The organism is Streptomyces sp. NPDC053474, from assembly GCF_044544845.1.
Classification (GTDB): Bacteria; Actinomycetota; Actinomycetes; order Streptomycetales; family Streptomycetaceae; genus Streptomyces.
In genome coordinates this window covers 435,196-458,503 of record NZ_JBITXV010000002.1, presented here as the reverse complement: position 1 = coordinate 458,503, position 23,308 = coordinate 435,196, and the positions used below count along the sequence as shown (strand labels likewise).

Below are 23,308 nucleotides of genomic sequence, written 5' to 3'. Positions count from 1 at the left end.
CGGGCCGCACAGGCGGTCGCGGTGGCGCGGACCTACTCGGGGGCCGCGTCACCGCGACGCTCACGCCGGGCGTCGAGCAGCCGCTTGCCCCAGCGGCGTCCGGCCGCCGAGGCGGCGGCCGCGGCGAGCAGCGGGGCCGTGCCGGTCCGGGCCAGCAGATAGCGGCGGTTGACGACCGGGTCGGGGCGCCAGTGCTGCTTGTAGGGCTCGGTGCCGCGCAACAGGCTGAGCGTGCGGGGCCGTTCGCCCGCGGTGTGCCGGGTGCAGGCGTTCAGGAGCATGGTTGCGACGTCCGCCTTGCGCTCCCGCAGCAGCGGATGTGCGCCGTACAGATAGCCCCCGGCAAGCCCGCCGGAGAGGAGGGTCAGATCCGCCGCCATCACCTCGCCGTCCAGGCGGAACTCGGTGACGACCGCCTCGCCCGCGGCGACCATGGGCCGCACCGAGCGGATCAGGTGCTCGCGGAAGCGCGGCCGCAGGTGCTCGGTGGTCACCTTCCGCCCCTCCCACTGGAGTTGGTGAAGGCGCAGCAGCGTCCCCAGGGACTCCGGTACGTCCTCCGCGGGGACGACGCGTGACTCCACGCCGAGCTTCGCGAGTTTGCGCAGCTTGGCGCGGGTGCGCTGGGCCCGGGGCGTCGGCAGCCGGGCGAGCAGCTCCTCCATGGGCAGCGGGGGGAGTTCGAGGCACGGCGAGTCGTCCACGACGTGGCGGGGCCCGCGCCAGCGCGCGTACACGCGCTCCACGCAGCCGCCCGGGCGGACCTCGCGGAAGTCGAGCAGCGCGCCGCGTGCCAGGCCCGCGAGGCCTTCGGTCAGGGCGCGCAGGCCGTCGTCGGCGGCTGTTTCGTCCAGCAGTACGTCGGTGAAGTCGGAGATGGCGCCGCCCAGCGGGGTGAGCACGGGCAGCGGGCCGCGCGCCCGCATGAGGGGCGCCGCCGCGACCAACTCCTCGCCGTCCCGGACGAGCAGGACCCGCAGCCGTCCCCGGGTGCCGTACGACTGCCACCAGGAGGACAGCCAGGCGTGGCTCTGGAACGGGGTCGCCGTGTGGCAGGCCCGGTAGAGCCGTCCCCATGGCGCGCCCAGGCTCTCGAACTCCTCCTGTCGCACGCAGAGTTCGACTGCCATACCGCCGGTCGCCGCCGTCACACCGCGTCCCCGGCCAGGACCGGAGTCGGCGCGGGTACGGCGGCCGTCCCCTCCCGCGCGGCGGGGCGCCGGGGCCTGACGAGGAGGGCGAGACCGCCGAGGAGGCCGCCCGCGCTGGTGCCGACCAGGGCGCTCACGGGCGTCGACACCGACGAGGGCGCGGTGGGCTTCAGCGCGCGCGAGAACGGGAGCAGCTTGATCTGGGTGCTCTTCTTGGTGTGGTTGGCGCTGACCGTGAGGGAGCGGGCCACGGCGTTGGCGGTGAGCGCGGCCTCGCCCGGGTGGGCCGAGGACGCGGTGATGGCGATCATCGGCGCGTCCGGCGAGGTCGCCACGCGCACGCTGTCCTTGAGGCGCGTGGCCGACATGCCCGCCGCGACCTGGGCGTCGCCGAGGACGGCCAGCTGGGTCGCGACCCGGCCGTAGGCCTGCGCGTAGCCGATGGCCGTCGACGGGTCCGCGCGCTCCTGCGGCACGGCGATGACGTAGCTGGTCGCCGCGTACTGCGGGGTGTGCAGGACGCCGTACGCGCCGCCCGCGGTGGCGCCGAGCAGCGCGCAGGCGGGCAGCGGCCACCAGCGGGGCAGCCGGGTCAGACGCGCGCGCACGTCACCGGACCTGGCGGGGAAGGGGTTACGCATCGAAGGTCACCTCCGAGGTCGAGCCGGAGAGAGCCGACTCGTAGACGTTCATCAGCTGCCCGGCGCTGCGGGCGACGCTGTAGTGGTGGGCGGCGGGCGGTGCCGTGCGGGGCGTGCTGCCGCGCGGGCGCAGGGTGTGCAGCGCGCGGGCGAGGGCGTCCGGGTCGCTCGGGCAGGGCATGGCGAGGCCGCGCTCGGCGCAGGGCCGGGCGTCGATGGCCGGGCAGTCGGCGTAGAGCACGGGAAGCCCGCTGGCCAGGCCCTCCAGGAGGGCGAGCCCGAAGGCCTCCTCGGGCGAGGGGGAGGCGAGCGCGTCCATGGCCGACAGGAGGGCGGGCAGGTCGGTGCCGTCCGACGGGGTGACTTCGGGCTCGTGCCGGGCCTCCCCCGCGAAGCGCACGCGGCTCGTGATCCGCAGCCGCTCGGCGAGCTCTCGCAGCTCGGCCTCCTGCGGTCCCGTGCCGACGAGCACGGCCAGGACGTCCCCCGGGAGCTGGGCGACGGCGCGCAGCAGGACGTCGAGGCGCTTGCCGGGCGTGAGGCGGCCCACTCCCCCGACGACGTAGGCGTCCTCCGGCAGGTCCAGACGGCGGCGCGTGATCGCACGGGCGGCGGGGTCGAAGCGGAAGCGGTCCGCGTCGATGCCGTTCGGAACGACGCTGATGCGCTGCCTCGGCACCCCCCACCGGTGCAGGCGCCGGGCGACGGCGGGCGACACGGCGACGGTGACACGGCCGAGGCGCTCCCCGGCGAGATACAGGGCGCGTACGCCGCCCGTCAGGGGCCGCCCCTCCATCTGGGACTCGCCCAGCGAGTGCTCGGTGGCGACCACCGCGCGGACACCCGCGAGGCGGGCGGCGATCCGGCCGTACAGACAGGCCCGGTACAGGTGGGTGTGGACCACGTCGTAGCGCCCGGCGCGGATCAGCTTGGTGAGCCGGGGCAGGGCGGACAGATCGCGGTTGCCGGACATGCCGAGGTGGGTGACGCGGGTGCCCTCGGCCATGATCTGGCGGGCGACGGAGCCAGGGTTGGTGAGCGTGACGACATCGCAGCTGGCGGGCAAGTGCCGCAGCATCAAACGGAGTTGCTGCTCCGCGCCGCCCATGCCGAGTCCGGTGATGACGTGCAGGGCCCTCACGGTTTCACTCCCCTGGGTGGCGCGGCTGCCGTGGTCGAGGTGCTGCGAGGGTCGGCCGCCGAGCCCGCCGATGTTTCACGTGAAACACGCGCGGTCGAGTCCCGAGGGGCCCGGACGGTCGCTTCCCGTGCCGGGCGGGGGGACGCCTCCCGCGGTGCGCGCGCGGCTGTTTCACGTGAAACATGCCCGCAGGGCACACCCGCCGAAGGGCTCCCCGCCGTCGGTAGCGTCCTCCCCCGCGCCTTGTTCAGGCGCTCCTTCAACCACAGCCGTACGCCGATGTCCTGCTGCCCGATGTGGACGCGTGGCAGGGTGAAGTCCCCGGTGAGCGGACCGGAGTCGATGGCGCAGGCGTAGCGGTAGCCCGCCGCGCGGACCGCGTCCCGGACCCGGGCGTCGACGTACCCGTACGGATAGCAGAAGCCGTCCACGGGGGCGCCGATGAGCTGGACGAGGGCGCTGCGGCTGCCCGCGATCTCGTGCTGGAGCTGCTCGTCGTCGGCCCGGGTGAGGTCCACATGGGTCAGGCTGTGCGAGGCGACCTCCATGCCGCTGTCGTGCGCGGCGCGGATGCCCTCGGCGCCGAGGAGGGGCTTGCGCGGGCCCAGTGGGTCCCAGGCGTTGTCGCCGTCGAGGCGGCCGGGCAGGACGAAGAGCGTGGCGGTGCAGCCGTGGCGGTGGAGCAGCGGCAGGGCGTGGTCCAGGAAGTCCTGGTAGCCGTCGTCGAAGGTGAGGCCGACGAGCCCGTCCGCGCGGCCCTCGGCGCGGGCGCGCAGCAGCTCGGCCATGGACACCCCGGTGAGGCCGCGGCGGCGCAGCCGGGCGAGCTGGGCGTCGAGGCGCTCGGGGGTGACGGTGATCCGGTACGGGTCGTCGGGGCAGCGGTCCACGGAGTGGTACATGGCGATCCACGACCGTGTGGAGGCGGCGCGGGGGACGGGTCTGGTGTCAGCGGTCATGACGCGAAGCCAGCTTTCGTAGGGCGGGGCCGAGGGCGGAGACGGCGGAGACCAGCGGGCCGACGCGCAGGAACCAGGCCACGAGGACGAAGGTCAGGAGCACGGTCGGGCCGCAGGCCAGCAGGGCGGGCACCGGTGCGGTCAGGGAGCGTGCGCACAGCGCGCCCAGGAGCGTGGCGACGGCGGCGGCGATGACCAGCCCGGCGAGCTCCGCGACGACCTTGGGGATGCGGATGGGGACGGTGCGCGGGCCCATCCCGCGCAGCAGCAGCGTGGCGGTGAGGCAGATGCCGATGGCGTTGGCGGCGGCGATCCCGTACACCCCGAAGGTGCCGACGCTCAGTACGCCGAGGCCCGCCGTGGCGACGATGCCGAGGCCCATCGCGGTCACGGGCGCCCAGGTGACGCGGCCCCCCGCGAAGTAGGAGCGGGCGAGGGCGCCGACGAGGGTGTGGCCGAGGAGCCCCAGGGAGTACACGCGCATGACGGAGGCCGTGGCGGCGGTGTCCTCGGGGGTGAACGCGCCGCGCTCGAAGAGGAGTTGGATGACGGGGTGCGCCCCGGCGATCACGGCGGCCGCGCCGAGCAGCACCACGCACCCGGCCATCACGACGTCCCGCTCCACGCGGTCGCGTGCCTTGAGGGTCTGCCCTTCGGCCTGCGCCCGGGCCAGGACGGGGAACGTGACGGTGCACAGCATCAGGGCCAGGGCCATCGGCATCTGGGCGACCTTCTGCGCGTAGTTCAGATGCGAGATGGCGCCGCCGGGCAGCGACGACGCCAGGAAGCGCTCGATGAGGACCTGCGACTGGCGGCACAGCGCGAAGAGCAGCACGGTCCAGATGACCGTGGTCCGCAGCCGGGGCGCCGTCGGCTCGGTGAGCGCCCCGGCGGTGCCCGTACCGGAGCCGCGTCGCAACTGCCGCCACAGCGACGGAACTTGCGCGACCACCATCAGCGCGCCGCCCACCGCGACCCCGGCCGCCGCCGCCCGGACGCCCCACCGCGCGGCGAGCAGGGCGAGCGTGGCGATGATGGCCGTGTTGTAGACGACGTAGATCAGGGCGGGAACGGTGTAGCGCTGGTGGGCGCGGAGGGCGGCGCTGCAGTAGCCCGCGAGGCCGAACGAGAAGGCGCAGGTCGCCGTCAGCCTCGTACAGTCCACGGCGAGCCGCTGGTCCGGCAGGCCGGGCGCCAGGGCCGCCACCACCCAGGGCGCCGCGAGGGCGAGGGCCAGGGCGGCGGCCGCGAAGCACAGGCACATCCGGGGCAGCGAGGCGGCGACGAGGGCCCGCACGGGGTCGCGTCCGGTGGTGCGCCCGCGCTGGGCGAGGGCCAGGCTGAACGCCGGTACGAGGAAGAAGGCCAGGCCGTCCTCGATGAGGAGCGTGGCCGCCATCTCCGGCACGGTCCAGGCCACCAGGAAGGCGTCGGTGTCGGTCCCGGCGCCGAAGAAGTGCGCGAGCGCCTGGTCCCGGGCGAGCCCGAGCAGCGACCCGGCGACGGACAGCGCGGCGGTCACGAGCGCGGCCTTGGCGAGGAACCTCCTGCCCCGCGCGGGCTCGGCATCGGCCGAGGCGGGCCCGTTCTCGGCGGGAGCTTCCCCCTGACCGTGAGGGTCGGCAGGAACCGCCTGCCGACCGTCGGCGGACCCTTCGGGCGGTCGTACGTCGACGGGTGCCTCCCCGGGAGGCCGCAGCGCTCCCGTGTCCCCGCCCCCGGAGGCCGTGATCATGGCGCGGGCACCTCCCGCCGCCGCGTGTGGTCGCCGACCCCCCACCAGGCCGCGACCCCCAGGACGATGGCCGTGAGGACCGTCGAGGGCCCGCCGATGTCGGCGTACAGGAAGTCGACCAGCTGCCACACGAGGAGGCCGCAGGCCAGGAGCGCGCAGTCGAGGCGGTCGCCGGGCGCGGCCGGGGGCAGCGCGCGCGTGCGGGCCCAGCGCCGCAGCCCGCAGGCCAGGAGGCCCACCCAGCAGCCCGCGAGGGCGCACAGGCCGAGCAGCCCCTGTTCGCTGAGGATCAGCAAGTACATGTTGTGCGGGGACAGGAGCGGCTGACGGGTGAAGCCGTGGCCCGCGCCCGCGGTGTCGCTGCCGGAGGAGAGCGCGACGGAGGCGTGGCTGTCGCGGTACTCGGGGAAGCCCTTGAGGCCCACGCCGGTGACCGGCCGCTCGCGCCACATGTCGAGCGAAGCGGCCCACATCGTGTACCGGTCGGTGACCGACTGGTCGGGCGCGTCGGCGACCTCGGTGATGCTGCCGAGGCGCTGCTGGAGCATCTGCGAGCCCACCCCGAAGCCGCCGACGAGGACCACGGCCGCGGCGGTCGCGGCGAGCAGTACGCGCAGCGCCCGCCGCACCCCGGCGAGCACCAGGACCGCGCCGCAGGCCGCGGCCGTGGCGATCCACGCGCCCCGGCTGAAGGACAGGGCGAGCGGGACGAGCAGCAGCGCCGCGCACGCGAGTGCGGCGGCCCGCTGCCGGGGCGCGCCGTCGCGGAAGGCGAGGGCGAGGGCGCAGACCACGCCGAACGACACGACGGTGGCCATCCCCATGACGTCGGTCGGCCCGAACGTCCCGACCGCGCGGATGTCCTCGCCCATGTACGAGGCGCCGGTCCCGGTGACGTACTGGTGCACGCCGAGCGCGCCCTGCCACCCGGCGAGCCCGACGAACGCCCAGGCCACCAGGCGTACGTCGCGGCCGTCCCGGAGCAGCGCGAGGACGGCGAGCGGCACCAGGACGAAGATCTGGAGGTAGCGGGCGGCCCCGGCGAGCGCGGCGCCACCGGTCGGCGCGGCGCACGCGGCGGCGGTGACGCCGACCACGGGCAGGCCGAACAGGAGCGCGGCGGCCCGGGTCAGCGGGCGCCGCGCGGAGCGCACGGCGGTCAGGACGCACAGCGCCACGACGAGCCCGGAGGCCACGTCGGCGACCGTGATCTGCGGCCCGTCGCCGGAGACCCCCGCGGGCACCGGAAGCGCGAGCAGCGCCACCACGGCGACGATCGGCAGCACGGGCGCGGCCCGCCGCACCGCGGGCACGAGTGCGGCGAGGTACGGCGGCGCGGAGGCCGACGCGGGCGGCGCCAGCGCGTGGTCAGCGGTGGGCACCGTGGGTCAGCTCCCCGAGTGTCGTACGAGACAGCCGACGGTGCGCAGCAGGATGCACAGGTCCTGCCAGAACGACCAGCTGTCGATGTACGCGTTGTCGAAGCGGCACCGGTCCTCGATGGAGGTGTCCCCGCGCAGCCCGTGGATCTGGGCGAGCCCGGTGATGCCGGTGGGCATGCGGTGGCGGAGCGCGTAGTCGGGGTACTTCTGGCTGAACTGGGCCACGAAGTAGGGGCGTTCGGGGCGCGGCCCGACCAGGCTCATGTCGCCGCGCAGCACGTTCCACAGCTGCGGCAGCTCGTCGAGGGAGGTGCGGCGCAGGAAGCGGCAGTACGCGCTCATCCGGTGCTCGTCGGCGACGCTCCACCGGGTCGCGGCCTCCTGCGGGTCGGCGGGCCGGTGGGTGCGGAACTTCAGCAGGGTGAACGGACGGCCGCCCTTGCCGACGCGCTCCTGGCGGAACACGATGCCGGGTCCCTCCAGGCCGCGCAGGAGCGCCGCGCACACCAGCAGGACCGGCGCGGCGAGCACGAGGAGCGCGGCCGACACCAGCACGTCGAGGGCGCGCTTGCGCAGGCTGGTGCGGAGCGGACCGCCGGGCGGCAGCGGGCGGCACGGGAACCCGGCCACGTGCTGGCGCACCGCGGGGGACGGCACCGGGGCGAGCTCCCACAGGTCGCAGCCGAGGGCGCGCAGGGCGGGCAGCCAGTGCTCGCGGGAGTCCGTACGGCCGGTGGCGATCAGCACGGTGCGGACGTCGTTCTGGACGGCGGCGCGCTGGAGTTCGTCCAGGGTGGCGAGCACCGGCAGGCCGGGTGCCGTCTCCTGGCCCTGGGCGGCGAGGTCGGCGGGGTCGCAGACGACACCGACTGGGCGCATCCCGCACCGGGGATGGCGCAGCAGCGCGGTGGCGACCGCGCGGGCGCGGGGCCCGTGGCCGAGGACGAGCACCGGCCGCGGCCCGCGCGCGAGCGCCCTGCGGAACCGCGCGTACACCAGGGCCCGGCCGACCGTGCTCAGCGCGCAGTGGGCCGCGCACGCCGTCACGAGCGGGACGGGCGACAGGGAGGCGAGCGGAGTGAGCGGCGGCAGGACGGGAAGGCCGGACAGGGAGGTCGCGCACGTGGCCGCCACGCACCAGGCGACCGCCACGCGCCCGCCGAGCGGGGGCAGTTCGTCGAGCGCGCGGGGCATCCGCGCGGGCCGGTACAGACCGCCGTGGGCGTGCAGCGCGACGACGGCCGTGGTGAGCAGCGCGACCGTGGCGGCCCAGGAGACGAGGGTCCAGGGAGCGGCCGCCACCCAGTCGGCCGCGGACCCCGGCAGGGGCCCGGACCCAGCGGCCTCGGACACGGCGTACGCGCACACACCGAGTGCCGCCGCGCCCCCGTCGACGGCCAACAGCGGCCACGCCAACCGCCGTCGGCGCGCGGGCCGCCAGGGGCCGTGCCCGACGCGCTTGGCCAGCGCCTCCCGGGGTGCCACGACGACGGCCGCGGCCGGGTCCTGCTGGTGCTGTCTCAGCTCCCCTGACGAGGTGACGACGGTTCGTTCCGCACTCACGGGTTGGTGCGCTCCCTGTCCTTCGTGGCGGCCGCGTACGTCGGGGGTGCCGTGCCGAGCAGTTCGCGGTAGACCTCCTCGATCGCGCGGGCGGTGTGCCGCACGTCGTGGTGGTCGAGTACGTGGTGGCGCGCCCGGTCCCCGAGCCGGTCGCGCAGGGCCCGGTCCCCGAGGAGGGCGATGAGCGCGCGGGCCAGGGCGTCGGGGTCCTCCGGCGGCACCAGGGAGTGGGGCACGAGGTCGGGCGGCAGGCTCTCGCGCGCGCCGTTCACCTCGGTGACCACGACGGTCCTGCCGCACGCCATGGCCTCCAGCGGGGCCAGCGCCATGCCCTCCCAGCGCGACGGCTGGACGACCACGTCGGCCGCGCGGTACCAGGGAGCCGCGTCCGGCACCGCGCCGGCGAAGAGCACCGAGCCGTCGGCGCGCGCCCGCAGGGCCTCGGCGTCCGGCCCGTCGCCGACGAGGGCGAGGCGGGCGGCGGGCAGCGCCGCGGTGACGGCCGCCCAGGCCCGGAGCAGCACGTCCTGTCCCTTCTGGCGGCACAGCCGCCCCACGCACACCACCAGCGGCGTCGCGGCGTCGCGGGCCGGGGGCAGCGGCAGCTCGGCCCGGCTCGCCTCCCTGTTCCGGGGCGGGAAGCGGTCGACGGCGATGCCGTTGGGGACGACCCGGGCGGTGCCGCCGACGCCCGCGCGCAGCCCGGTGTGCCGCTCGGCCTCGCTGACGCACACGAGCCGGGTCGTCCAGCGCGCGCCGTGCCTCTCCCAGGCGCGGGCGAGCACGGCCGTCACCCCGCCGACGGCCTCGAACGACCAGGCGTGCGGCTGGAAGACGGTGGGCACGCGCCCGCGCACGGCGAGCCGCACGGCGAGACCCGCCTTGGCGCTGTGGGCGTGCACGAGGTCGGGGCGTACGAGGGACACGACGCGGTCGAGCTCGCGGACCTCGGACCACAGCGAGGGCCCGGGGGAGCGGCTCGCCGCCCAGTCGTGCCCGCGGTCGCCCGTGAGGACGCCTCCGGGGCAGGCGACATGGACGTCGAGGCCCGCGGCGCGCTGGGCCTCGACGAGGTCCAGGACCACGCGCGCGACCCCGCCGTCCACGGGCTGGCTGACGTGCAGGACACGCGGGGGAGGGAGGACCGACGGCTGCGGCATGCGCGATTCCTCTGGGTGGGTGCGAGGCAAGGTGCGTTACCGCCGGGCGTCGACGGCCGCGGTGGTCCCGGCCCGGAGGAAGCCGCGCGGGGCGGAGGGGCGAGGGCCCCCAACAGGCCGAGGGCCCCCGACAGGCCGAGGGCCGCGGACGGAACGGGCCCCGACGAGGGGGCAGTGGCCCGGTGCCGCTGTCCGGGTGACCGCCCGGCGGGAGGTGATCGCGGGGGCGGCGGCGCGTACGGCCTCCGTGCGGCGCGGCGCGTGATACCTCTTTGTCGACTCACCGTGTTTCCCCTCGTCACCGGGTGGCGCGGCCGCCGCGTGCCCGGGCACCAGCGAGGACGCGGCGCACGGCAGCGGGACGGCGAGGACGCGACGCGGGCCCGGGGAGTGGCACATGACGGCGTTGGCCTTCCGGAGTGGGAGAAGCGGAGAAACGCTGGAGCTCGGAGGCGGGCGTAAAGAGGAGTGCGGGGGGCGAAGGTGGGGCTAACCGAGTGAATATGCACATTTGTGGCATGAGCACATCTTTGGCTGAAATTCCTCAAGAGGAAGCGCAACTGTAGCGGGAGCCAAGAGCCTTCTCCGTGACCCGACCGCGTGTGTCGAAACTGTGAAGCGGGTGGTCAATTCGCAGGCCGGAGCGGCTTTGTGGACGTGGGCCGCTGGTGTGAGTAACACGGCGGGGCAACACGGCGACACGGCTGTCACCGAAATGGCTCGCCCCATCCATCACCCGTCCGGGGCACAACCGACCGTCAGGCGTGGCCGTTGATCCACGCGCCGGGCATCCCGCACGGCACAAGCGTCATTTGACCAAGGAGCAACTCTCCATGTCGCGTACCACCAAGGCTCTCGCCCTCTCCGCCGTCGCGGCCGCCGCCGTGGCCGGTGGCGCCGGTGTCGCCGCCGCCGACAGCGGCGCGCAGGGTGCCGCCACCAACTCCCCCGGTGTCGTCTCCGGCAACGTCATCCAGGTTCCGGTGCACGTGCCCGTGAACGTCTGCGGCAACACGATCAACGTGATCGGCCTGCTGAACCCGGCGTTCGGCAACACCTGCGTCAACGACTGAGCTGACGCCTCGATCGGTACGGCCGCCCCGCAGCCTGCGGGGCGGCCGTTTCCCTGCGTCGGGCGGCGCCCTCGCCCCGTGCCCCGTCCGGGTGACCGGCGCGGACGGCCGCCCCGGCGTGTCGGCCCCGTAGCGTCGGCGTGTCGCACCCTCGGGTCCGTACTCGAATGGCGGGTAGCCGCAACGCCCGGGAGCCGCCCCGTACTTCCGCTTCCCACCTGCGTAAACGGTCGGTCGGCCCGCAGGGGGGTGTGACGCGACGCGCCCGCTCGGTTGCGGAGGGCGAGCCTCCCTTTCACGGTGATCACAAGATCCGACGGACCACCGAAAGGGAACGACCTATGCGTGCTACACCCGCACGGCGTATCGCGACCACCACGCTCTGCGCGGCGCTTCTCCTCGGCACGGCCGGACCGGCCATAGCCATGCAGGCAGAGGCCCGCCAGGAAGCGACCGCCGTGAAGGCCCCCGTCCCCGGGGCGGACGCGCTGCTCGGCCAGGTGACGGCGCTCGGAGACCTGGGCGCCGTCCTCACCCCCGTCACCGACCTGCTCAACGCCGCGCTCAAGGCCGACAACGGCCAGCTGCCCGCCGCCGACGCCGCCAAGCTCGCCGACGCGGTCAAGGCGGCCATCGCCAAGATCACCGCCGGGGCGCCGGTCGCCCCGCCCGCCGCCGTGCCCGGCGTCCCCCAGGCACCGGCCGCACCGGCCGCACCGGCCGTACCGGACGCACCGGCCGCGCCCGCCGTCCCGCCTGCCCCCGCCGTGCCGCAGCTCCCCGCCGCGCTGCCGAAGCTGCCGCTGGGCGGCCCGCAGGCCGCGCAGGTCCCCCTCGACGTCAAGGACGACGCCCTGAAGGCGCTCCAGACCGCGGTGGACACCCTGGTCAAGGCCGTCACGAGCGGCGACCCGACGCAGGTCGTCCCGGCCGTCACCGGTGTACTCACCAGCCTGGTCAGCACGGTCGTCGCCACGGTGCTCAGCGGTGGCCTTCCGGTGCCGAACCTGCCGGGCCTGCCCCCGCTCCCCAAGCTGCCGACGGACGCCCTGCCGCTGCCGAAGCTGCCCGTCCCACTCCCGGTGGAGGAGTAGCCAGGGAAGCGAGCGGACCGGAGAAGCACGCGTCCCTTCCGGGGCGCGCATGACGAGACCCGCCCCACCGGAACGCACCGGTGCGGCGGGTCTCGTCATGGGCGGACCGTCACGCGTTCGTCAACTTCACGTGTGCGTAGTCCAGTTGATATGAGAAGAATGCGGGTTCCCTGCCATCGAGTGGGTTCCGGGAAGTTTGAGTTTCAGGGGTTTCCGTGCCGAGTTCCGCTCGTTAGGACCGGTGAGAGAGACGACAGGCAGAAGTAATTGCCTGAGCAGTGAAGCCCATTGGTGACCCGGCCAACGGTGACAAGAGTTACCAAGAAAGGAACACGATGAAGCCCCTGAAGGCTGCCGCTGTCCTCGCTGGATCGATGGCGATCGCCGGTGCCGCCGCGCCCGCTTTCGCCAACGACCTGACGCCCACCAGCCTGAACGGCGGCCTGGACACGCTGCTCAGCCAGTCGACCCTGGACGCGGCGCCGCTGAACACCAACATGCTGGACACCGAGAACAAGAACTCGGTCGTCAACACGGTCAAGCAGGCCACGGACGGGCTGAACGCGAGCGGCGGCCCGACGCAGCTGCTCGGCGGCCTGCCGCTCGCCAACTAGCCGCCCGAATTCCTGTTTCCCTTCGGGTGGGCTGAGCCGAACGGGAAACCGAAAATGCTTGGGCGTGTTATTCCAGGAATCCCCTGAATTCCGCCCCTAGGCTTCAGCCAAACCCTAAGGGAAGGTTTGATGATGAACACTGCCAAGAAGGCCGCTCTCGCCCTCGCCGCCGCCGGTATGGCCGCGGGCGCCGCGTCGGGGACCGCTTTCGCCGACGCCGACGCCGCCGCTGACGCCGCGCACTCCCCGGGTCTCGGCTCGGGCAACGTCGGCCAGATCCCGGTGAACGTCCCGGTCAACGTCGTGGGCAACACCGCGAACCTGATCGGCGCCCTGAACCCGGCGTTCGGCAACAGCGGCGCGAACAACTGACGTTCGCCCGCGGCACGTTGCGTCCCGGCACGACGCCAAGGGACATCGCCCGACGCTCTCGGTGCTTCCGGCACCCTCGGTGCTCCCGGGCGAACGCGGCACTCAAAGGCCGGTCAGCGGAACCCTTTCCGCGGACCGGCCTTTCGCGTCCCCGACCACATGCGGAGCCCAGCCCCAGCGCACGCGTTCGACCGGCTCCTCCCTTCGTGTGATGCGGAACGGCCTTTCGGCCACTTAGGTGACAAGCGCGAAATCCGTGCCGCGCGCGTCGCTACGGTTTCGCCCATGACCACGAAACCGAGCGAGCAGCGTCCTTTCCGGGCGGCCGACATGGGCACCCTGGGTGTCATCGCCTGGAGCGGTGAACACCCCGAGGAGGAAAAGGACATGGCCTTTCTCATGGCCTATCCCCTGGGGGACGCCGAGGGCGGTCCTGACGTCTCGGCGGAGGCGGTCGGCGCGCTGCTGCACAACTCCGGTCTGCCGGTCGGCGGCCCGCTCCTCGACGGCGCGCGCAACCCCAGCCTGCCGGTGACCCTGCTCGTCGAGGCGGGGCAGGCGGTCGTCAGCATGCCGCACGTCAACGCCCAGTGCGTGGTCCCGCCCGAGTGGCTGGCCGCCGTACAGGAGCGCGGGCACGCGTACTTCATCATGACCACGCGTGCGTGGCCGGAGGGTACGCCCGGCGCACCCGTGTCGGAGGACAACCTCAGGTCCTTCGCGGGCGACGAGGAGACCCTGACCAACGCCACGCACTGCCTGCTGCCGGTGCAGCGGCTGCGCGTCTGAAGCAGCGCCACGGCCGCCGTCCCGGCCGAAGGAACCCCGGCAGGGAGATCAGTCGAGGGGATCATCCGCTAAAGCGAGTATTCGGTTGCTCGGGCGAAGTTTGTGCTGGTGCGCGGGGCGGGCTCGTTGAGCCTGTGCGAACCGAGTGGTCGCCGTGAGCGAAAGGATCCGAGCCATGAAGCACACCACGAGGGGGGCCATCGCCACGGCCCTCGCCTGCACCGCGGCAGCCTGTGCGGCGTCGACCGCGGCCGCGGCGGACCACCCCGGCGTGACCGTGCCGCTCGACGGGGTCAAGCACTCCCTGGGGCTGCAGACCCCCGAGGTCACCAGCACCCTGCCGGTGCCGCTGCCCGGCGGCGACTTCGAAGGCCCCCGCTACGTGGAGGGCAAGCTGCTGCCCGAGCGGGCCGTCCCGCAGATCCCGGTCAGCAACGCGCTGCCCGACGTACGGGTCACGGCCCCGCTGACGGACGTGGTGGGCGAGGACAGCCTGAAGAGCGTGGACCTGTCGGCGCGCGGCTCCGACCTGTACGCCCTCACGCCGGGCGCCACGCTGGAGGCGCCGCTGGGCACGCCGGGCGCCGACGGCACCGCCCTGCCGCCGCTCGGCCTGCCCGGCGGCGGCCTGCACCAGCCCCTGCTCAGCGCGCAGCCGGCCGCCGACCTGGGCCTCAACTGACGCCCTGGGGACGCCCGCAGGCCCGGTGGACCGGGCGGGCCCCACGCCGGTGCGGCCGGGCCCGCGGCACCCCGGCCCGTAACGGACCGTGGGGGTCGGGCGGTTAGAGGTCCGGCAGCACACGGCCGCGGAAGAGGGAGCACATGAGCGCAGCGCCCGGTACGCCACTGACCCACCGCCTCGGGCGGCGCCACCTGCTGGGCGTCGCGGCCGCGGCCACGCTCGCCGCCGTGGGGGTGATGCGGGCGAGCGGGGCGCGGGCCACCCCGCCGGGCGCCCCGGACGAGGGTTCGTTCGACGAGATGTACCGGGGGCGGCGCATCCAGGGCGACCCGGTCCTGGGCGAGCGCGGCGCGGGCGCGGACCGGTGGCGCGTCACGGTCGACGGCCGACAGCTCGGCCTCATGCGCCGCGCCGACGGCACCTACCTGACCATGGTCGACCACTACGGGTCGTACGCGACCCCGCTCGCGGCCGCCCGCGGGGCCGTGGACGAGCTCGGGGTGACGGCGCGGCTGAGCGGTCACACCCACTGACGGCCCCGACCGCACGGGGCGCGAGGGAATGCGAAGGGGGCGCGCGTGGCCTACACACGCAAGAACCAGAACCGGCTGACCGGGGCGGAACGGCGCAGATTCGTGGACGCGGTGCTGCGCCTCAAGCGTCGGGGCGAGTACGACGAATTCGTCCGTACGCACATCGACTTCTACGTGGCGGACGGTGAGGAGCGGCTCCGGGTCGCCCATATGACGCCGACGTTCCTGCCCTGGCACCGGCGCTTCCTGCTCGACTTCGAGCGGGCCCTCCAGCGGGTCGACGACGCGGTCACCGTCCCGTACTGGGACTGGACGCGTGACCGCACCCCGGCCGCGTCCCTGTGGGGCGACGGCTTCCTGGGCGGCAACGGGCGCGAGGGCGACCGGCAGGTGCTCACCGGCCCGTTCGCGCGCCGCAACGGGCTCTGGCGGATCAAGGAGAGCGTCACCGACGGGGACTTCCTCACCCGCGCGTTCGGCAATCCCTCGAACCCCATCGACCTGCCCACGTCCGCCGACGTGGAGTGGGCGATGAAGGACTCCCGGTACGACGTCCCGCCCTGGGACTCGCGGGCGGACGGCGGCTTCCGCAACAAGCTGGAGGGCTGGACGTCCGGCGTCGGCACCGCGCGGTGGCGCAACCACAACCGCGTGCACCGCTGGGTCGGCGGACACATGCTGGGCGGCGGCTCCGTGAACGACCCGGTGTTCTGGCTGAACCACGCGTTCGTGGACCTGCTGTGGAGCCGCTGGGACCGGGAGCGCCGCAGGGGCGCGCGGTTCCTGCCGGAGCGCCCGCCGGGCCTCGGCGAGCCGGGGCACGGCCGCGTCGTCGCCCGCAACGAGCCGATGCCCCCGTGGCGGACGACTCCGGACGACATGCTCGACCACGAGCGGATCTATCGCTACGCGTGAGCCAGTACGGGGAATCCAGTACGAGGGAAACGGGAAGCCCCCGGCGAGCAGCTCGCCGGGGGCTTCTCCTTGGTGGCGTGCTCAGTGGCCGTAGCCGTGGCCGTAGCCGCCCTCGCCGCCGGTGCCGCCGTTGTTGACGCAGGTGTTGCCGAACGCCGGGTTCAGCAGGCCGGCGACGTCGATGGTGTTGCCGCAGACGTTGACCGGGACGTGGACCGGAACCTGGATCAGGTTGCCCGAGAGGACACCGGGGGAACCCTTGGCTTCGCCGTGCGCGCCGGCGTCGGCCGAGGCGAGTCCGGCGCCGCCCAGCACGACGGCACCCGCGCCGAGCGTAAGGGCGGCTGCCTTCGCGATGCGAGACATCACGTTCTCCTTCGAATTGGAAAGCACGGCCGCGTGGGTGTGGCCGCGATTGCTCTAACGCGCCGCTCTGATGTGAAGTAACGGCGTGAATTCGTCGATGATCTTCGGGAGATCGAACAGGTGCGGCGATTCGAGCAGTACTTCTGTAGGCCATTAGTGCCAGCGGTGGGCGGAATGCGGGGCGTGGCCGTGTCCCGCGGGCCGCTCCGCCGTTGCTGAAGGCATGACTTCAGCGCGACGAATTCTGGCCGCCGTGTCCCTCGCCGCCGGTGCGGCGGCGCTCGTGGCACCCGCCGCCCACGCCTCCACCGGCGCCCAGCAGGCCAAGGAGATCTCGCCGATGGCCACCATCGACGAGCTGGGCCGCATGCCGCTGCCCGAGGCGCAGCACGACGCCGTGCCCACGGTGTCCAGCCAGCTCGGCGGCCTCCACCGGCTGAACGAGCTGCACCAGGTCACCGACCTGGTGCAGCCGGTGACCCAGCTCGTCCCCGCCGTGCAGACCTGAGCACGCGCCGGGCCGCGCCCGCTAGGTGAGCCGGACCCCGCGCCGGGCCAGATAGCCGACCGGGTTGATGTCCGAGCCGTAGCCGCGCCGGGACCGGATCTCCAGATGGAGGTGGGGTCCCGTGGCGCGGCCCGTGCTGCCGCTGCTGCCGATGCGGGTACCGGTGCGGATGCGCGCCCCCTGCCGCACGGAGATGCGGTTCAGATGCGCGTACAGCGCGTAGTGGCCGTCCGGCATGCGGACCGTGACGGCCTTGCCGTACGCCCCCGACCAGCGGGCGAGCACGACGACGCCCGAGCCGACGGCGTACACCGGGGTGCCCCGGGGCACGGCCAGGTCGATGCCGGTGTGGTGGCCCGCGAGCCAGTTGCCGCGGATGCCGTAGCGGGCGCTGACGCGGAAGCGGCGGCGCAGGGGGCGCGCGAAGCGGCGCGGCGGTCCGGTGAGCGCGCGGACCTCGGGGACCGCGGCGTCGGCCGCCGCCAGGTCGTCCTCGAAGTGCGGGTCGTAGCCGACCACGCAGTCCTCGTGCGGGTCTGCGGTGTCGTCGAAGCCCGTGATGTCGTCGTCTGCGACGTCGTCCGGATCCAGGGGTCCGTCGAGGTCGTCGAGCCCGTCGAGCCCGGCCGGGCTGTCGAAAGCGTCCGGGCCGTCCGGGCCGTCGGGACCGTCGTGGTCCGTGACGGCGTCCGGCGGGGTGCCCGCCATGCCGAGCGCTCCTGAGGCGAGCAGGACCACGCCGATGCCGAGTGCGTCACGTCGAGTTCTGCCCGCTGTTTGCGGGCCGTCTATGTGGGAGCCCATGTCCGCTAGGACAACGGGGGCGGCGGGGCGGCGCACGCCCGGTTGCGCCACCTGGCGTAACGCGCGGGCGCAGGGGCCCCGTCCCCGACGGCTCGTACGCGGTGGTGGCCGTCGCTTCGTCGGCCGGGGGATTCCGCGCCCTGGGCGAGCTGCCGGGCACGGTCTACGTCGCGCGGCGGGACCGTGATCGTCCAGGATCCACGGTCAGCGGAATTCAAGGGCATGCCCGAGGCGGCCGCTGGAGGAACTTCTCGACTTTCTCCGAGACGCCCGCGGCTTCGATTTCACCGGGTAAAAGCGCTCGTCCCTGGGGCGCCGCATCCACAAGCGCATGGCCGAGGCCGACATTTCCTCGTACGCGGACTACCGCGATCTCCTGGAGATCAACTCGGGCGAATTCGGGGTGCTCTTCAACACCATCCTGATCAACAGGACCTCGATGGTGCAGCAGGCGGCGGGCATGCTCTCCGTGCACCTGGCAGGGGTGGCGCGGGACATGGTGGAGGGAAGGCTGGATCCCTGAGGGGGCCTGGTCGACGGGGGGGGGGGAGGCTGGTTCACCGGGTCGGGGCTGGGGGCCTTCGCGGCCCGGCGTGCGGTGAGGGCGAGGCCCGTGGCGCCCCGCCCCTCCCCGCCCTCGGACCTCGCGTCAGCCCCGCTCGTCCCCGCTCTCCGCCTCGGCCTCCGCCTGCTTCGCCTGCACCTCGGGGTCGAGGGACGCCTGGCCGCTGCCGTCCACCGAGGTCAGCGGGGTGCGGTCGGGGACCTCCGTGGCCGCGGGGGGCTCGACCAGCCAGTCCGGGTTGGCCTGCTTGTCCCACCACTTCCACACGGCGATCGCGGCGGCACCGAGCACGCCGAGCACGGCGAGCCGCTTGACCGTGCGGCCGGTGCGGGACCGGCGCTCCTGCCTGCGGGCGATCTCCTTGATCTCCTGCGGCGACACCTGACCGCGCAGCGCGGCGAGCGCCGCCGCACCCCGGGCCGCCGCCTCCTCGCGGACCGGTCCGGAGACGGCCACGGCGTGCTCGATGCGGGGCTTCGAGAAGTCGGCGGCCTGGCGGGCGGCCCTGCGGGTGCGGACGGCGGCCTCGTGCGCCGCGTGGTCGAGCTTCGGCGGCACATGCCCCCGTGCCTGCACCACGCGCGGCGCGACGTGCGCCCCGTACTGGGCGCGGGCCTGGTCGGCGGCGGTGTGCGCCGCCTGCGACACCTTCGGGGCGAGGCGCGAGCGCGCCTCCTGTGCCAGGTGGGCGGCCCGGTCCTTGGCTTCTTCGGCGTAGGGCGCCACCGCGTCCGCGGCGTGCCGCGCGCTTTCCTTCGCCGAGTCGGCCGCGGCACGCACGCTGTCTTTGCGGGTCACGGGATCCTCCTCCTTGGTGGCGTATAGGTATGTCACCTTTCCACCCTTTCCGGGATCATGCCTGCCGGGATGAAACCGGTCCACGCGCGGATGGGCATCCGGGGCGCCCCCACAAGCGCGGGGCGCGCGTCGGTCCGCCCCGGCCGCCGGTGCGACACGGGGTGCGGCCCGGCGTCGGGCGCGGCTCGTACCGCGGCTCCCGGCGCACCCGGAGCCGCGCGGTCCGTGAGGGGCGAAGCCGCTCGATCCGGTACGGGCAGGGCCCGCCGACGACGATGCCACGGATCCTCCCCAGGGGCGCCTGCTCGGCGGCTACTCGTCCCAAACCCGTCCGTGCGAGGATCGGAGGGTCACAGAGGACAACGGAAGGCAGATCGTGGCTGAGCAGCTTTACGCCACTCTCAAGACCAACCAGGGCGACATCGAGATCCGGCTTCTGCCGAACCACGCGCCCAAAACGGTCAGGAACTTTGTTGAGCTCGCCCAGGGCGAGCGCGAGTGGGTGCACCCCGCCACCGGCAAGAAGTCCACGGACAAGCTGTACGACGGCACCGTTTTCCACCGGGTGATCAGCGGCTTCATGATCCAGGGCGGCGACCCGCTCGGCAACGGCACCGGCGGCCCGGGCTACGAGTTCGAGGACGAGTTCCACCCGGACCTGGCCTTCGACAAGCCGTACCTCCTCGCCATGGCCAACGCGGGCCCGGGCACCAACGGCTCGCAGTTCTTCATCACCGTCTCCCCGACCGCGTGGCTGACCCGCAAGCACACCATCTTCGGCGAGGTCACCAACGACGCAGGCAAGAAGGTCGTGGACGCCATCGCCGGTACGCAGACCAACCCGCGCACGGACCGCCCGGTGAACGACGTCGTCATCGAGTCCGTCGTCTTCGAGACGCGCGAGGGCTGAGCGCCTCCACGCTCGATCCCGTCCGCCGGGAGCTCCCGCCCGCCGGTGAGATCCCGCCCGCCGGGGAACAAAACCGCCCCGCCCATCCGTAGAGGAGGGCGGGGCGGCGCGTTGACCAGCATGCCGACGCCGCCCGCGTACGGCAGACCAGAGGGGACCGCGATGGACCAGGCGCCAGGCAGCCCGCAGGGGCCGCAGGACGCGCAGAGCCTGCCGAGCTGCTACCGGCATCCCGGCCGGGAGACGGCGATCAGCTGCACCCGCTGCGAGCGTCCGATCTGCCCGGAGTGCATGATCAGCGCCTCCGTCGGCTTCCAGTGCCCCGAGTGCGTCAAGGGCGGCTCCGGCACCGGGCACGCCCCGGCGGCCACTCAGCCGCGCACGCTGGCGGGCGGCACGCTCACGCAGGACCCGCGCCTGCTCACGAAGATCATCCTTGCGCTCAACGTGCTGGTGTTCGTCGCGGTGCGCGCCCGTGAGGACCTCGTCGGGGACCTGTTCCTGATCGGCCGGTGGCCCCCCGAGCCGTTCCCCGCTACCGAGGGCGTGGCGGACGGTCAGGCGTATCGCCTGGTCACGGCCATGTTTACGCACCAGGAGATCTGGCACATCGCGTTCAACATGCTGGGGCTCTGGTGGCTCGGCGGCCCCCTGGAGGCGGCGCTCGGCCGGGCGCGGTTCCTCGCCCTGTATCTGCTGTCGGGGCTCGGCGGCAGCGCCCTGACGTATCTGGTCTCGGACCCCAGTGACGCCTCGCTCGGCGCCTCCGGGGCGATCTTCGGCCTGCTCGGCGCGACGGCGGTCCTGATGCGCCGACTGAACTACGACATGCGTCCGGTCATCGCCCTGCTCGCGCTGAACCTGCTCTTCACCTTCACCTGGAGCGGCATCGCCTGGCAGGCGCACGTCGGCGGTCTCGTCGCCGGGGTCGCCATCGCGTACGGCATGGTGCACGCGCCGCGCGAGCGCCGGGCCCTGGTGCAGTGGGGCACGTGCGCCCTGGTGTTCCTGGTGATCGCGGCCACCGTGATCGTGCGGACCGTGCAGCTCACCTGAGGCACCGGTTCAGCCGAGGCGTCCGTGGCCCTGCCCGTTCCCGGGCGGGGCCACGTCCGTTGTCGACCGGGGATGTGGAACAGTCCCGTGCCCGGCTCGGGGGCGATGGCAGTGCCCAGGGTGCGTACAGGACGATCCCCGTATCCGGTGCGGATACGGGGTTGTCCCCACCGTCTCACCCCAGGTTGTCCACAGTCTGTGCCCGATCTTGTGCACGAAGTGGGGAACGTCTGTTCCGCGCGTCGCCGATCCGGGTTTTCCCAGGCGGGGCAAGGGGTGGACGGGCCGGGGCAGGGCGGTCGGCCAGTCACACCGGCGTCAACGTCCGGAGAGTTATCCACAGATCTTCAGACCTTTCCCCAGGCCTGTGGATGGCACCGCTCGCGCTGTGGATAACTCAGGCCAGGGCTTGCGTTCCGCCCCCGGCGTGACCCCGGCTCGTTACTTCCACTGAGTGGAGACGCCGAAGCCCGCGGCGATGAAGCCGAAGCCGACCACGATGTTCCAGTTCCCCAGCGGATCGATCGGAAGCTCGCCGTCCGTGACGTAGAAGACGACGATCCAGGCGAGGCCGATCAGGAACATCGCCAGCATCACCGGAGCGACCCAGCTGCGGCTGGTCAGCTTGATGTTCGTCGCCTTCTTCGACGACGGGGGCGTGTAGTCGTCTGCCTTCTTGCGGATACGTGACTTCGGCACGAGGGTCTCTCCTGTCGATGCGCTGCGTGGCCGCGCAGGTAACTGGGGTCCGGCGCCGGGGGCGGACACTACGGTGCGCTAAGTCTTCCCCCGGGCGTCCGTTAGCGTAGTGCTTCCGCGGCGGTGAAGGAGATAAGGGTACGTTGAGCAATTCCGCCGACTTCCCCACGGGCCCGGGCCGGCCTTCCCCGGGCACGGGCCGACGCCGCCGCTTGCGGCCGGTCCGCGTGCTCACCGCGGGCGTCTTCGCGCTCGCCGGGCTGCTCTTCATGACCAGCTTCAACACGGCCAAGGGCACCAACATCCGCACCGACGACTCCCTCCTGAAGCTCTCCGACCTCATCCAGGAGCGCAGCCGCAAGAACAGGGACCTGGACGCGTCCACCGGCTCGCTGCGCGACGAGGTCGAGTCCCTCGCCCGCCGCGACAGCCCCGGCACCAAGGCCGACGACGCCCGGCTCGGCGCCCTGGAGCGGAACGCGGGCACCAAGAAGCTGCGCGGCCAGGCCGTCTCCGTCACCCTCACCGACGCCCCGCCGCACGCCACCGCCAAGCTCCCCGGCTACCCCGAGCCGCAGCCCAACGACCTGGTCATCCACCAGCAGGACCTCCAGGCCGTGGTCAACGCCCTGTGGCAGGGCGGCGCGGAAGGCATCAAGGTCATGGACCAGCGGCTGATCTCCACCAGCGCCGTGCGCTGCGTCGGCAACACCCTGATCCTCCAGGGCCGCGTCTACTCACCGCCGTACACGGTGACCGCGATCGGCGACCCCGACCGCCTCAAGAAGGCCCTCGCCGCCTCGCCCGAGATCCAGAACTACATGCTGTACGTCAACGCCTACGGGCTCGGCTGGAAAGTCGACGACGACGGGGCGGTGACTCTTCCCGGCTACTCGGGCACAGTGAACCTCCACCACGCGAAGCCTGTGGAGTAGCGCTCGCTCGGGAGGTCCCTGCGGTGTCGGTGCGCGTGCTCGTCCGGACGGTCAGCGAACTGTGCGTCACCGTCGGCACCCTGATCGTGCTCTTCGTGGTCTACGTGCTGTTCTGGACCGGAGTGAAGGCCGACCGGGCCATGGACGACCAGATCGACCGCCTCCAGGACCGGTGGGCCGAGCAGTCCCTGGCCGCGAGGGACGGGAAGGACGGCGGCGCGGCCCCGCTCCTCGCGAAGGAGACCGGGCCCTACGAAGACGGCGAGCCCTTCGCCGTCATGTACATCCCCCGCTTCGGTTTCACGTGGAACAAGCCCGTGCTCCAGGGCACCGCCACCGACACCCTCAAGAAGGGCCTCGGCCACTACGCGCGCACCGCCCGGCTCGGCCAGCGGGGCAACTTCGCCGTGGCCGGACACCGGCGCACCTACGGCGACCCGTTCAAGGACTTCCCCGCACTGCGCCCCGGCGACGCGGTCGTCCTGACCGACGGCACGACCTGGTTCACGTACCGCATCGACAAGAAGCCGTACAAGACGCTGCCCAGTGACATCGGGGTCGTCGACCCGGTGCCGCGGGGCTCCGGCTACCGCGCGCCCGGCCGCTATCTCACCCTGACCACCTGCGAGCCCGAGTGGGGCCACAGCCACCGGCTGATCGCCTGGGCCCATCTGGACGCCACCCAGCCTGTGGACGCCGGGAAACCCGAGGCACTGCGCCGTTAGTCTGGTGCGGTACGGCGGCGACGGCCGGTGCGCTGGGGCCGGGTGGCCGTGTGGCGACGAAAGGGACGGCATGTACGGCTGGATCTGGCGACATCTGCCGGGGAACGCATGGGTGAGGGCACTGATCTCCCTGGT

The 23,308-nt window shown here is 73.4% G+C and carries 25 protein-coding genes and 1 pseudogene; 14 read left to right on the top strand and 12 right to left on the bottom strand.

Going from position 1 to position 23,308, the window contains the following annotated elements:
* Positions 1-32: 32 nt before the first annotated feature.
* The 8 genes and pseudogenes from ACIG3E_RS05680 to ACIG3E_RS05645 form a co-directional block, all read right to left on the bottom strand.
* Positions 33-1,130, bottom strand: coding sequence for a GNAT family N-acetyltransferase (locus tag ACIG3E_RS05680; protein ID WP_399611655.1), 1,098 nt, complete (start codon positions 1,128-1,130; stop codon positions 33-35).
* 17 nt (positions 1,131-1,147) lie between these two features.
* Positions 1,148-1,792, bottom strand: a complete 645-nt coding sequence (locus ACIG3E_RS05675; RefSeq protein WP_399611652.1) for a lipopolysaccharide biosynthesis protein — start codon at positions 1,790-1,792, stop codon at positions 1,148-1,150.
* Positions 1,785-2,933 carry a glycosyltransferase gene (locus ACIG3E_RS05670; RefSeq protein WP_399611649.1) on the bottom strand — a complete coding sequence of 383 codons (1,149 nt, stop codon included), beginning with the start codon at positions 2,931-2,933 and terminating at the stop codon, positions 1,785-1,787. Before ACIG3E_RS05670 ends, ACIG3E_RS05675 begins: the two co-directional genes overlap by 8 nt.
* Before the next feature lie 230 nt (positions 2,934-3,163).
* Positions 3,164-3,892: pseudogene (locus ACIG3E_RS05665) on the bottom strand (polysaccharide deacetylase family protein); the annotation flags it as partial.
* Entirely contained in the window at positions 3,882-5,627 is a 1,746-nt protein-coding gene (murJ, locus tag ACIG3E_RS05660) for a murein biosynthesis integral membrane protein MurJ (RefSeq protein ID WP_399611647.1), read from the bottom strand. The gene murJ and the pseudogene ACIG3E_RS05665, both read right to left, overlap by 11 nt.
* Positions 5,624-7,009: an O-antigen ligase family protein gene (locus tag ACIG3E_RS05655; RefSeq protein WP_399611645.1), complete on the bottom strand. Its 1,386-nt coding sequence runs from the start codon at positions 7,007-7,009 to the stop codon at positions 5,624-5,626. Before ACIG3E_RS05655 ends, murJ begins: the two co-directional genes overlap by 4 nt.
* Positions 7,010-7,015: 6 nt before the next feature.
* Positions 7,016-8,572 carry a sugar transferase gene (locus tag ACIG3E_RS05650; protein ID WP_399611642.1) on the bottom strand — a complete coding sequence of 519 codons (1,557 nt, stop codon included), beginning with the start codon at positions 8,570-8,572 and terminating at the stop codon, positions 7,016-7,018.
* Positions 8,569-9,732 carry a glycosyltransferase gene (locus ACIG3E_RS05645; RefSeq protein WP_399611640.1) on the bottom strand — a complete coding sequence of 388 codons (1,164 nt, stop codon included), beginning with the start codon at positions 9,730-9,732 and terminating at the stop codon, positions 8,569-8,571. The genes ACIG3E_RS05650 and ACIG3E_RS05645 overlap by 4 nt, the downstream gene beginning before the upstream one ends.
* A gap of 833 nt (positions 9,733-10,565) precedes the next feature.
* Here ACIG3E_RS05645 and ACIG3E_RS05640 point away from each other — a divergent pair.
* From ACIG3E_RS05640 to ACIG3E_RS05605, 8 genes are all read left to right on the top strand, one after another.
* Positions 10,566-10,805 carry a chaplin gene (locus ACIG3E_RS05640; RefSeq protein WP_030683987.1) on the top strand — a complete coding sequence of 80 codons (240 nt, stop codon included), beginning with the start codon at positions 10,566-10,568 and terminating at the stop codon, positions 10,803-10,805.
* A gap of 341 nt (positions 10,806-11,146) precedes the next feature.
* Positions 11,147-11,899 carry a hypothetical protein gene (locus tag ACIG3E_RS05635; protein WP_399611637.1) on the top strand — a complete coding sequence of 251 codons (753 nt, stop codon included), beginning with the start codon at positions 11,147-11,149 and terminating at the stop codon, positions 11,897-11,899.
* Between the two features lie 335 nt (positions 11,900-12,234).
* Positions 12,235-12,513: a hypothetical protein gene (locus tag ACIG3E_RS05630; RefSeq protein ID WP_138960796.1), complete on the top strand. Its 279-nt coding sequence runs from the start codon at positions 12,235-12,237 to the stop codon at positions 12,511-12,513.
* A 132-nt stretch (positions 12,514-12,645) separates the two neighbouring features.
* Complete coding sequence (locus ACIG3E_RS05625; RefSeq protein WP_399611634.1) at positions 12,646-12,885, top strand: chaplin family protein; 240 nt, start codon at positions 12,646-12,648, stop codon at positions 12,883-12,885.
* A gap of 285 nt (positions 12,886-13,170) precedes the next feature.
* Complete coding sequence (locus ACIG3E_RS05620) at positions 13,171-13,674, top strand: DUF5949 family protein (protein WP_399611632.1); 504 nt, start codon at positions 13,171-13,173, stop codon at positions 13,672-13,674.
* 175 nt (positions 13,675-13,849) lie between these two features.
* The gene (locus tag ACIG3E_RS05615) at positions 13,850-14,356 is read left to right on the top strand and encodes a hypothetical protein (RefSeq protein ID WP_399611629.1); all 507 of its coding nucleotides are present in this window, start codon (positions 13,850-13,852) and stop codon (positions 14,354-14,356) included.
* A gap of 143 nt (positions 14,357-14,499) precedes the next feature.
* Positions 14,500-14,892 (top strand): tyrosinase family oxidase copper chaperone, encoded by a 393-nt coding sequence (locus ACIG3E_RS05610; protein ID WP_399611627.1) that lies wholly within the window; start codon positions 14,500-14,502, stop codon positions 14,890-14,892.
* A gap of 45 nt (positions 14,893-14,937) precedes the next feature.
* The gene (locus tag ACIG3E_RS05605) at positions 14,938-15,807 is read left to right on the top strand and encodes a tyrosinase family protein (protein WP_399611624.1); all 870 of its coding nucleotides are present in this window, start codon (positions 14,938-14,940) and stop codon (positions 15,805-15,807) included.
* Positions 15,808-15,888: 81 nt separating this feature from the next.
* Here the strand turns inward: ACIG3E_RS05605 and ACIG3E_RS05600 are convergent, their stop codons facing one another.
* Complete coding sequence (locus ACIG3E_RS05600) at positions 15,889-16,173, bottom strand: chaplin (protein WP_399611621.1); 285 nt, start codon at positions 16,171-16,173, stop codon at positions 15,889-15,891.
* 223 nt (positions 16,174-16,396) lie between these two features.
* Here ACIG3E_RS05600 and ACIG3E_RS05595 point away from each other — a divergent pair, with 223 nt between their 5' ends.
* Positions 16,397-16,681: a hypothetical protein gene (locus ACIG3E_RS05595; RefSeq protein WP_242719953.1), complete on the top strand. Its 285-nt coding sequence runs from the start codon at positions 16,397-16,399 to the stop codon at positions 16,679-16,681.
* A gap of 21 nt (positions 16,682-16,702) precedes the next feature.
* Here the strand turns inward: ACIG3E_RS05595 and ACIG3E_RS05590 are convergent, their stop codons facing one another.
* Positions 16,703-17,485, bottom strand: a complete 783-nt coding sequence (locus ACIG3E_RS05590) for a M23 family metallopeptidase (RefSeq protein ID WP_399611617.1) — start codon at positions 17,483-17,485, stop codon at positions 16,703-16,705.
* A gap of 307 nt (positions 17,486-17,792) precedes the next feature.
* Between ACIG3E_RS05590 and ACIG3E_RS05585 the strand changes: the two genes are divergently transcribed.
* Positions 17,793-18,008 (top strand): hypothetical protein, encoded by a 216-nt coding sequence (locus ACIG3E_RS05585; RefSeq protein ID WP_399612177.1) that lies wholly within the window; start codon positions 17,793-17,795, stop codon positions 18,006-18,008.
* Positions 18,009-18,134: 126 nt separating this feature from the next.
* Here the strand turns inward: ACIG3E_RS05585 and ACIG3E_RS05580 are convergent, their stop codons facing one another.
* A complete protein-coding gene (locus ACIG3E_RS05580) occupies positions 18,135-18,848 on the bottom strand; it encodes a DUF5324 family protein (protein WP_399611615.1) in 714 nt (237 codons plus the stop codon).
* A 376-nt stretch (positions 18,849-19,224) separates the two neighbouring features.
* Here ACIG3E_RS05580 and ACIG3E_RS05575 point away from each other — a divergent pair, with 376 nt between their 5' ends.
* Both ACIG3E_RS05575 and ACIG3E_RS05570 read left to right on the top strand, forming a co-directional pair.
* The gene (locus ACIG3E_RS05575) at positions 19,225-19,758 is read left to right on the top strand and encodes a peptidylprolyl isomerase (protein WP_399611612.1); all 534 of its coding nucleotides are present in this window, start codon (positions 19,225-19,227) and stop codon (positions 19,756-19,758) included.
* A 162-nt stretch (positions 19,759-19,920) separates the two neighbouring features.
* Complete coding sequence (locus tag ACIG3E_RS05570; RefSeq protein WP_399611610.1) at positions 19,921-20,814, top strand: rhomboid family intramembrane serine protease; 894 nt, start codon at positions 19,921-19,923, stop codon at positions 20,812-20,814.
* 441 nt (positions 20,815-21,255) lie between these two features.
* Here the strand turns inward: ACIG3E_RS05570 and crgA are convergent, their stop codons facing one another.
* Complete coding sequence (gene crgA / locus ACIG3E_RS05565; RefSeq protein WP_138960810.1) at positions 21,256-21,513, bottom strand: cell division protein CrgA; 258 nt, start codon at positions 21,511-21,513, stop codon at positions 21,256-21,258.
* A gap of 143 nt (positions 21,514-21,656) precedes the next feature.
* On the opposite strand from crgA, the gene ACIG3E_RS05560 reads away from it, so the two are divergent.
* Entirely contained in the window at positions 21,657-22,448 is a 792-nt protein-coding gene (locus ACIG3E_RS05560; RefSeq protein WP_399611605.1) for a DUF881 domain-containing protein, read from the top strand.
* Positions 22,449-22,471: 23 nt separating this feature from the next.
* Positions 22,472-23,173, top strand: coding sequence for a class E sortase (locus ACIG3E_RS05555; RefSeq protein ID WP_399611603.1), 702 nt, complete (start codon positions 22,472-22,474; stop codon positions 23,171-23,173).
* Positions 23,174-23,308: the final 135 nt, after the last annotated feature.

Excerpts from the sequence above, each read along its gene's own strand:
- ACIG3E_RS05680 (WP_399611655.1), bottom strand. The coding sequence starts at position 1,130 with ATGGCAGTCGAACTCTGCGTGCGACAGGAGGAGTTCGAGAGCCTGGGC.
- ACIG3E_RS05675 (WP_399611652.1), bottom strand. The coding sequence starts at position 1,792 with ATGCGTAACCCCTTCCCCGCCAGGTCCGGTGACGTGCGCGCGCGTCTG.
- murJ (WP_399611647.1), bottom strand. The coding sequence starts at position 5,627 with ATGATCACGGCCTCCGGGGGCGGGGACACGGGAGCGCTGCGGCCTCCC.
- ACIG3E_RS05645 (WP_399611640.1), bottom strand. The coding sequence starts at position 9,732 with ATGCCGCAGCCGTCGGTCCTCCCTCCCCCGCGTGTCCTGCACGTCAGC.
- ACIG3E_RS05640 (WP_030683987.1), top strand. The coding sequence starts at position 10,566 with ATGTCGCGTACCACCAAGGCTCTCGCCCTCTCCGCCGTCGCGGCCGCC.
- ACIG3E_RS05635 (WP_399611637.1), top strand. The coding sequence starts at position 11,147 with ATGCGTGCTACACCCGCACGGCGTATCGCGACCACCACGCTCTGCGCG.
- ACIG3E_RS05630 (WP_138960796.1), top strand. The coding sequence starts at position 12,235 with ATGAAGCCCCTGAAGGCTGCCGCTGTCCTCGCTGGATCGATGGCGATC.
- ACIG3E_RS05625 (WP_399611634.1), top strand. The coding sequence starts at position 12,646 with ATGAACACTGCCAAGAAGGCCGCTCTCGCCCTCGCCGCCGCCGGTATG.
- ACIG3E_RS05620 (WP_399611632.1), top strand. The coding sequence starts at position 13,171 with ATGACCACGAAACCGAGCGAGCAGCGTCCTTTCCGGGCGGCCGACATG.
- ACIG3E_RS05615 (WP_399611629.1), top strand. The coding sequence starts at position 13,850 with ATGAAGCACACCACGAGGGGGGCCATCGCCACGGCCCTCGCCTGCACC.
- ACIG3E_RS05610 (WP_399611627.1), top strand. The coding sequence starts at position 14,500 with ATGAGCGCAGCGCCCGGTACGCCACTGACCCACCGCCTCGGGCGGCGC.
- ACIG3E_RS05600 (WP_399611621.1), bottom strand. The coding sequence starts at position 16,173 with ATGTCTCGCATCGCGAAGGCAGCCGCCCTTACGCTCGGCGCGGGTGCC.
- ACIG3E_RS05595 (WP_242719953.1), top strand. The coding sequence starts at position 16,397 with ATGACTTCAGCGCGACGAATTCTGGCCGCCGTGTCCCTCGCCGCCGGT.
- ACIG3E_RS05590 (WP_399611617.1), bottom strand. The coding sequence starts at position 17,485 with ATGGGCTCCCACATAGACGGCCCGCAAACAGCGGGCAGAACTCGACGT.
- ACIG3E_RS05570 (WP_399611610.1), top strand. The coding sequence starts at position 19,921 with ATGGACCAGGCGCCAGGCAGCCCGCAGGGGCCGCAGGACGCGCAGAGC.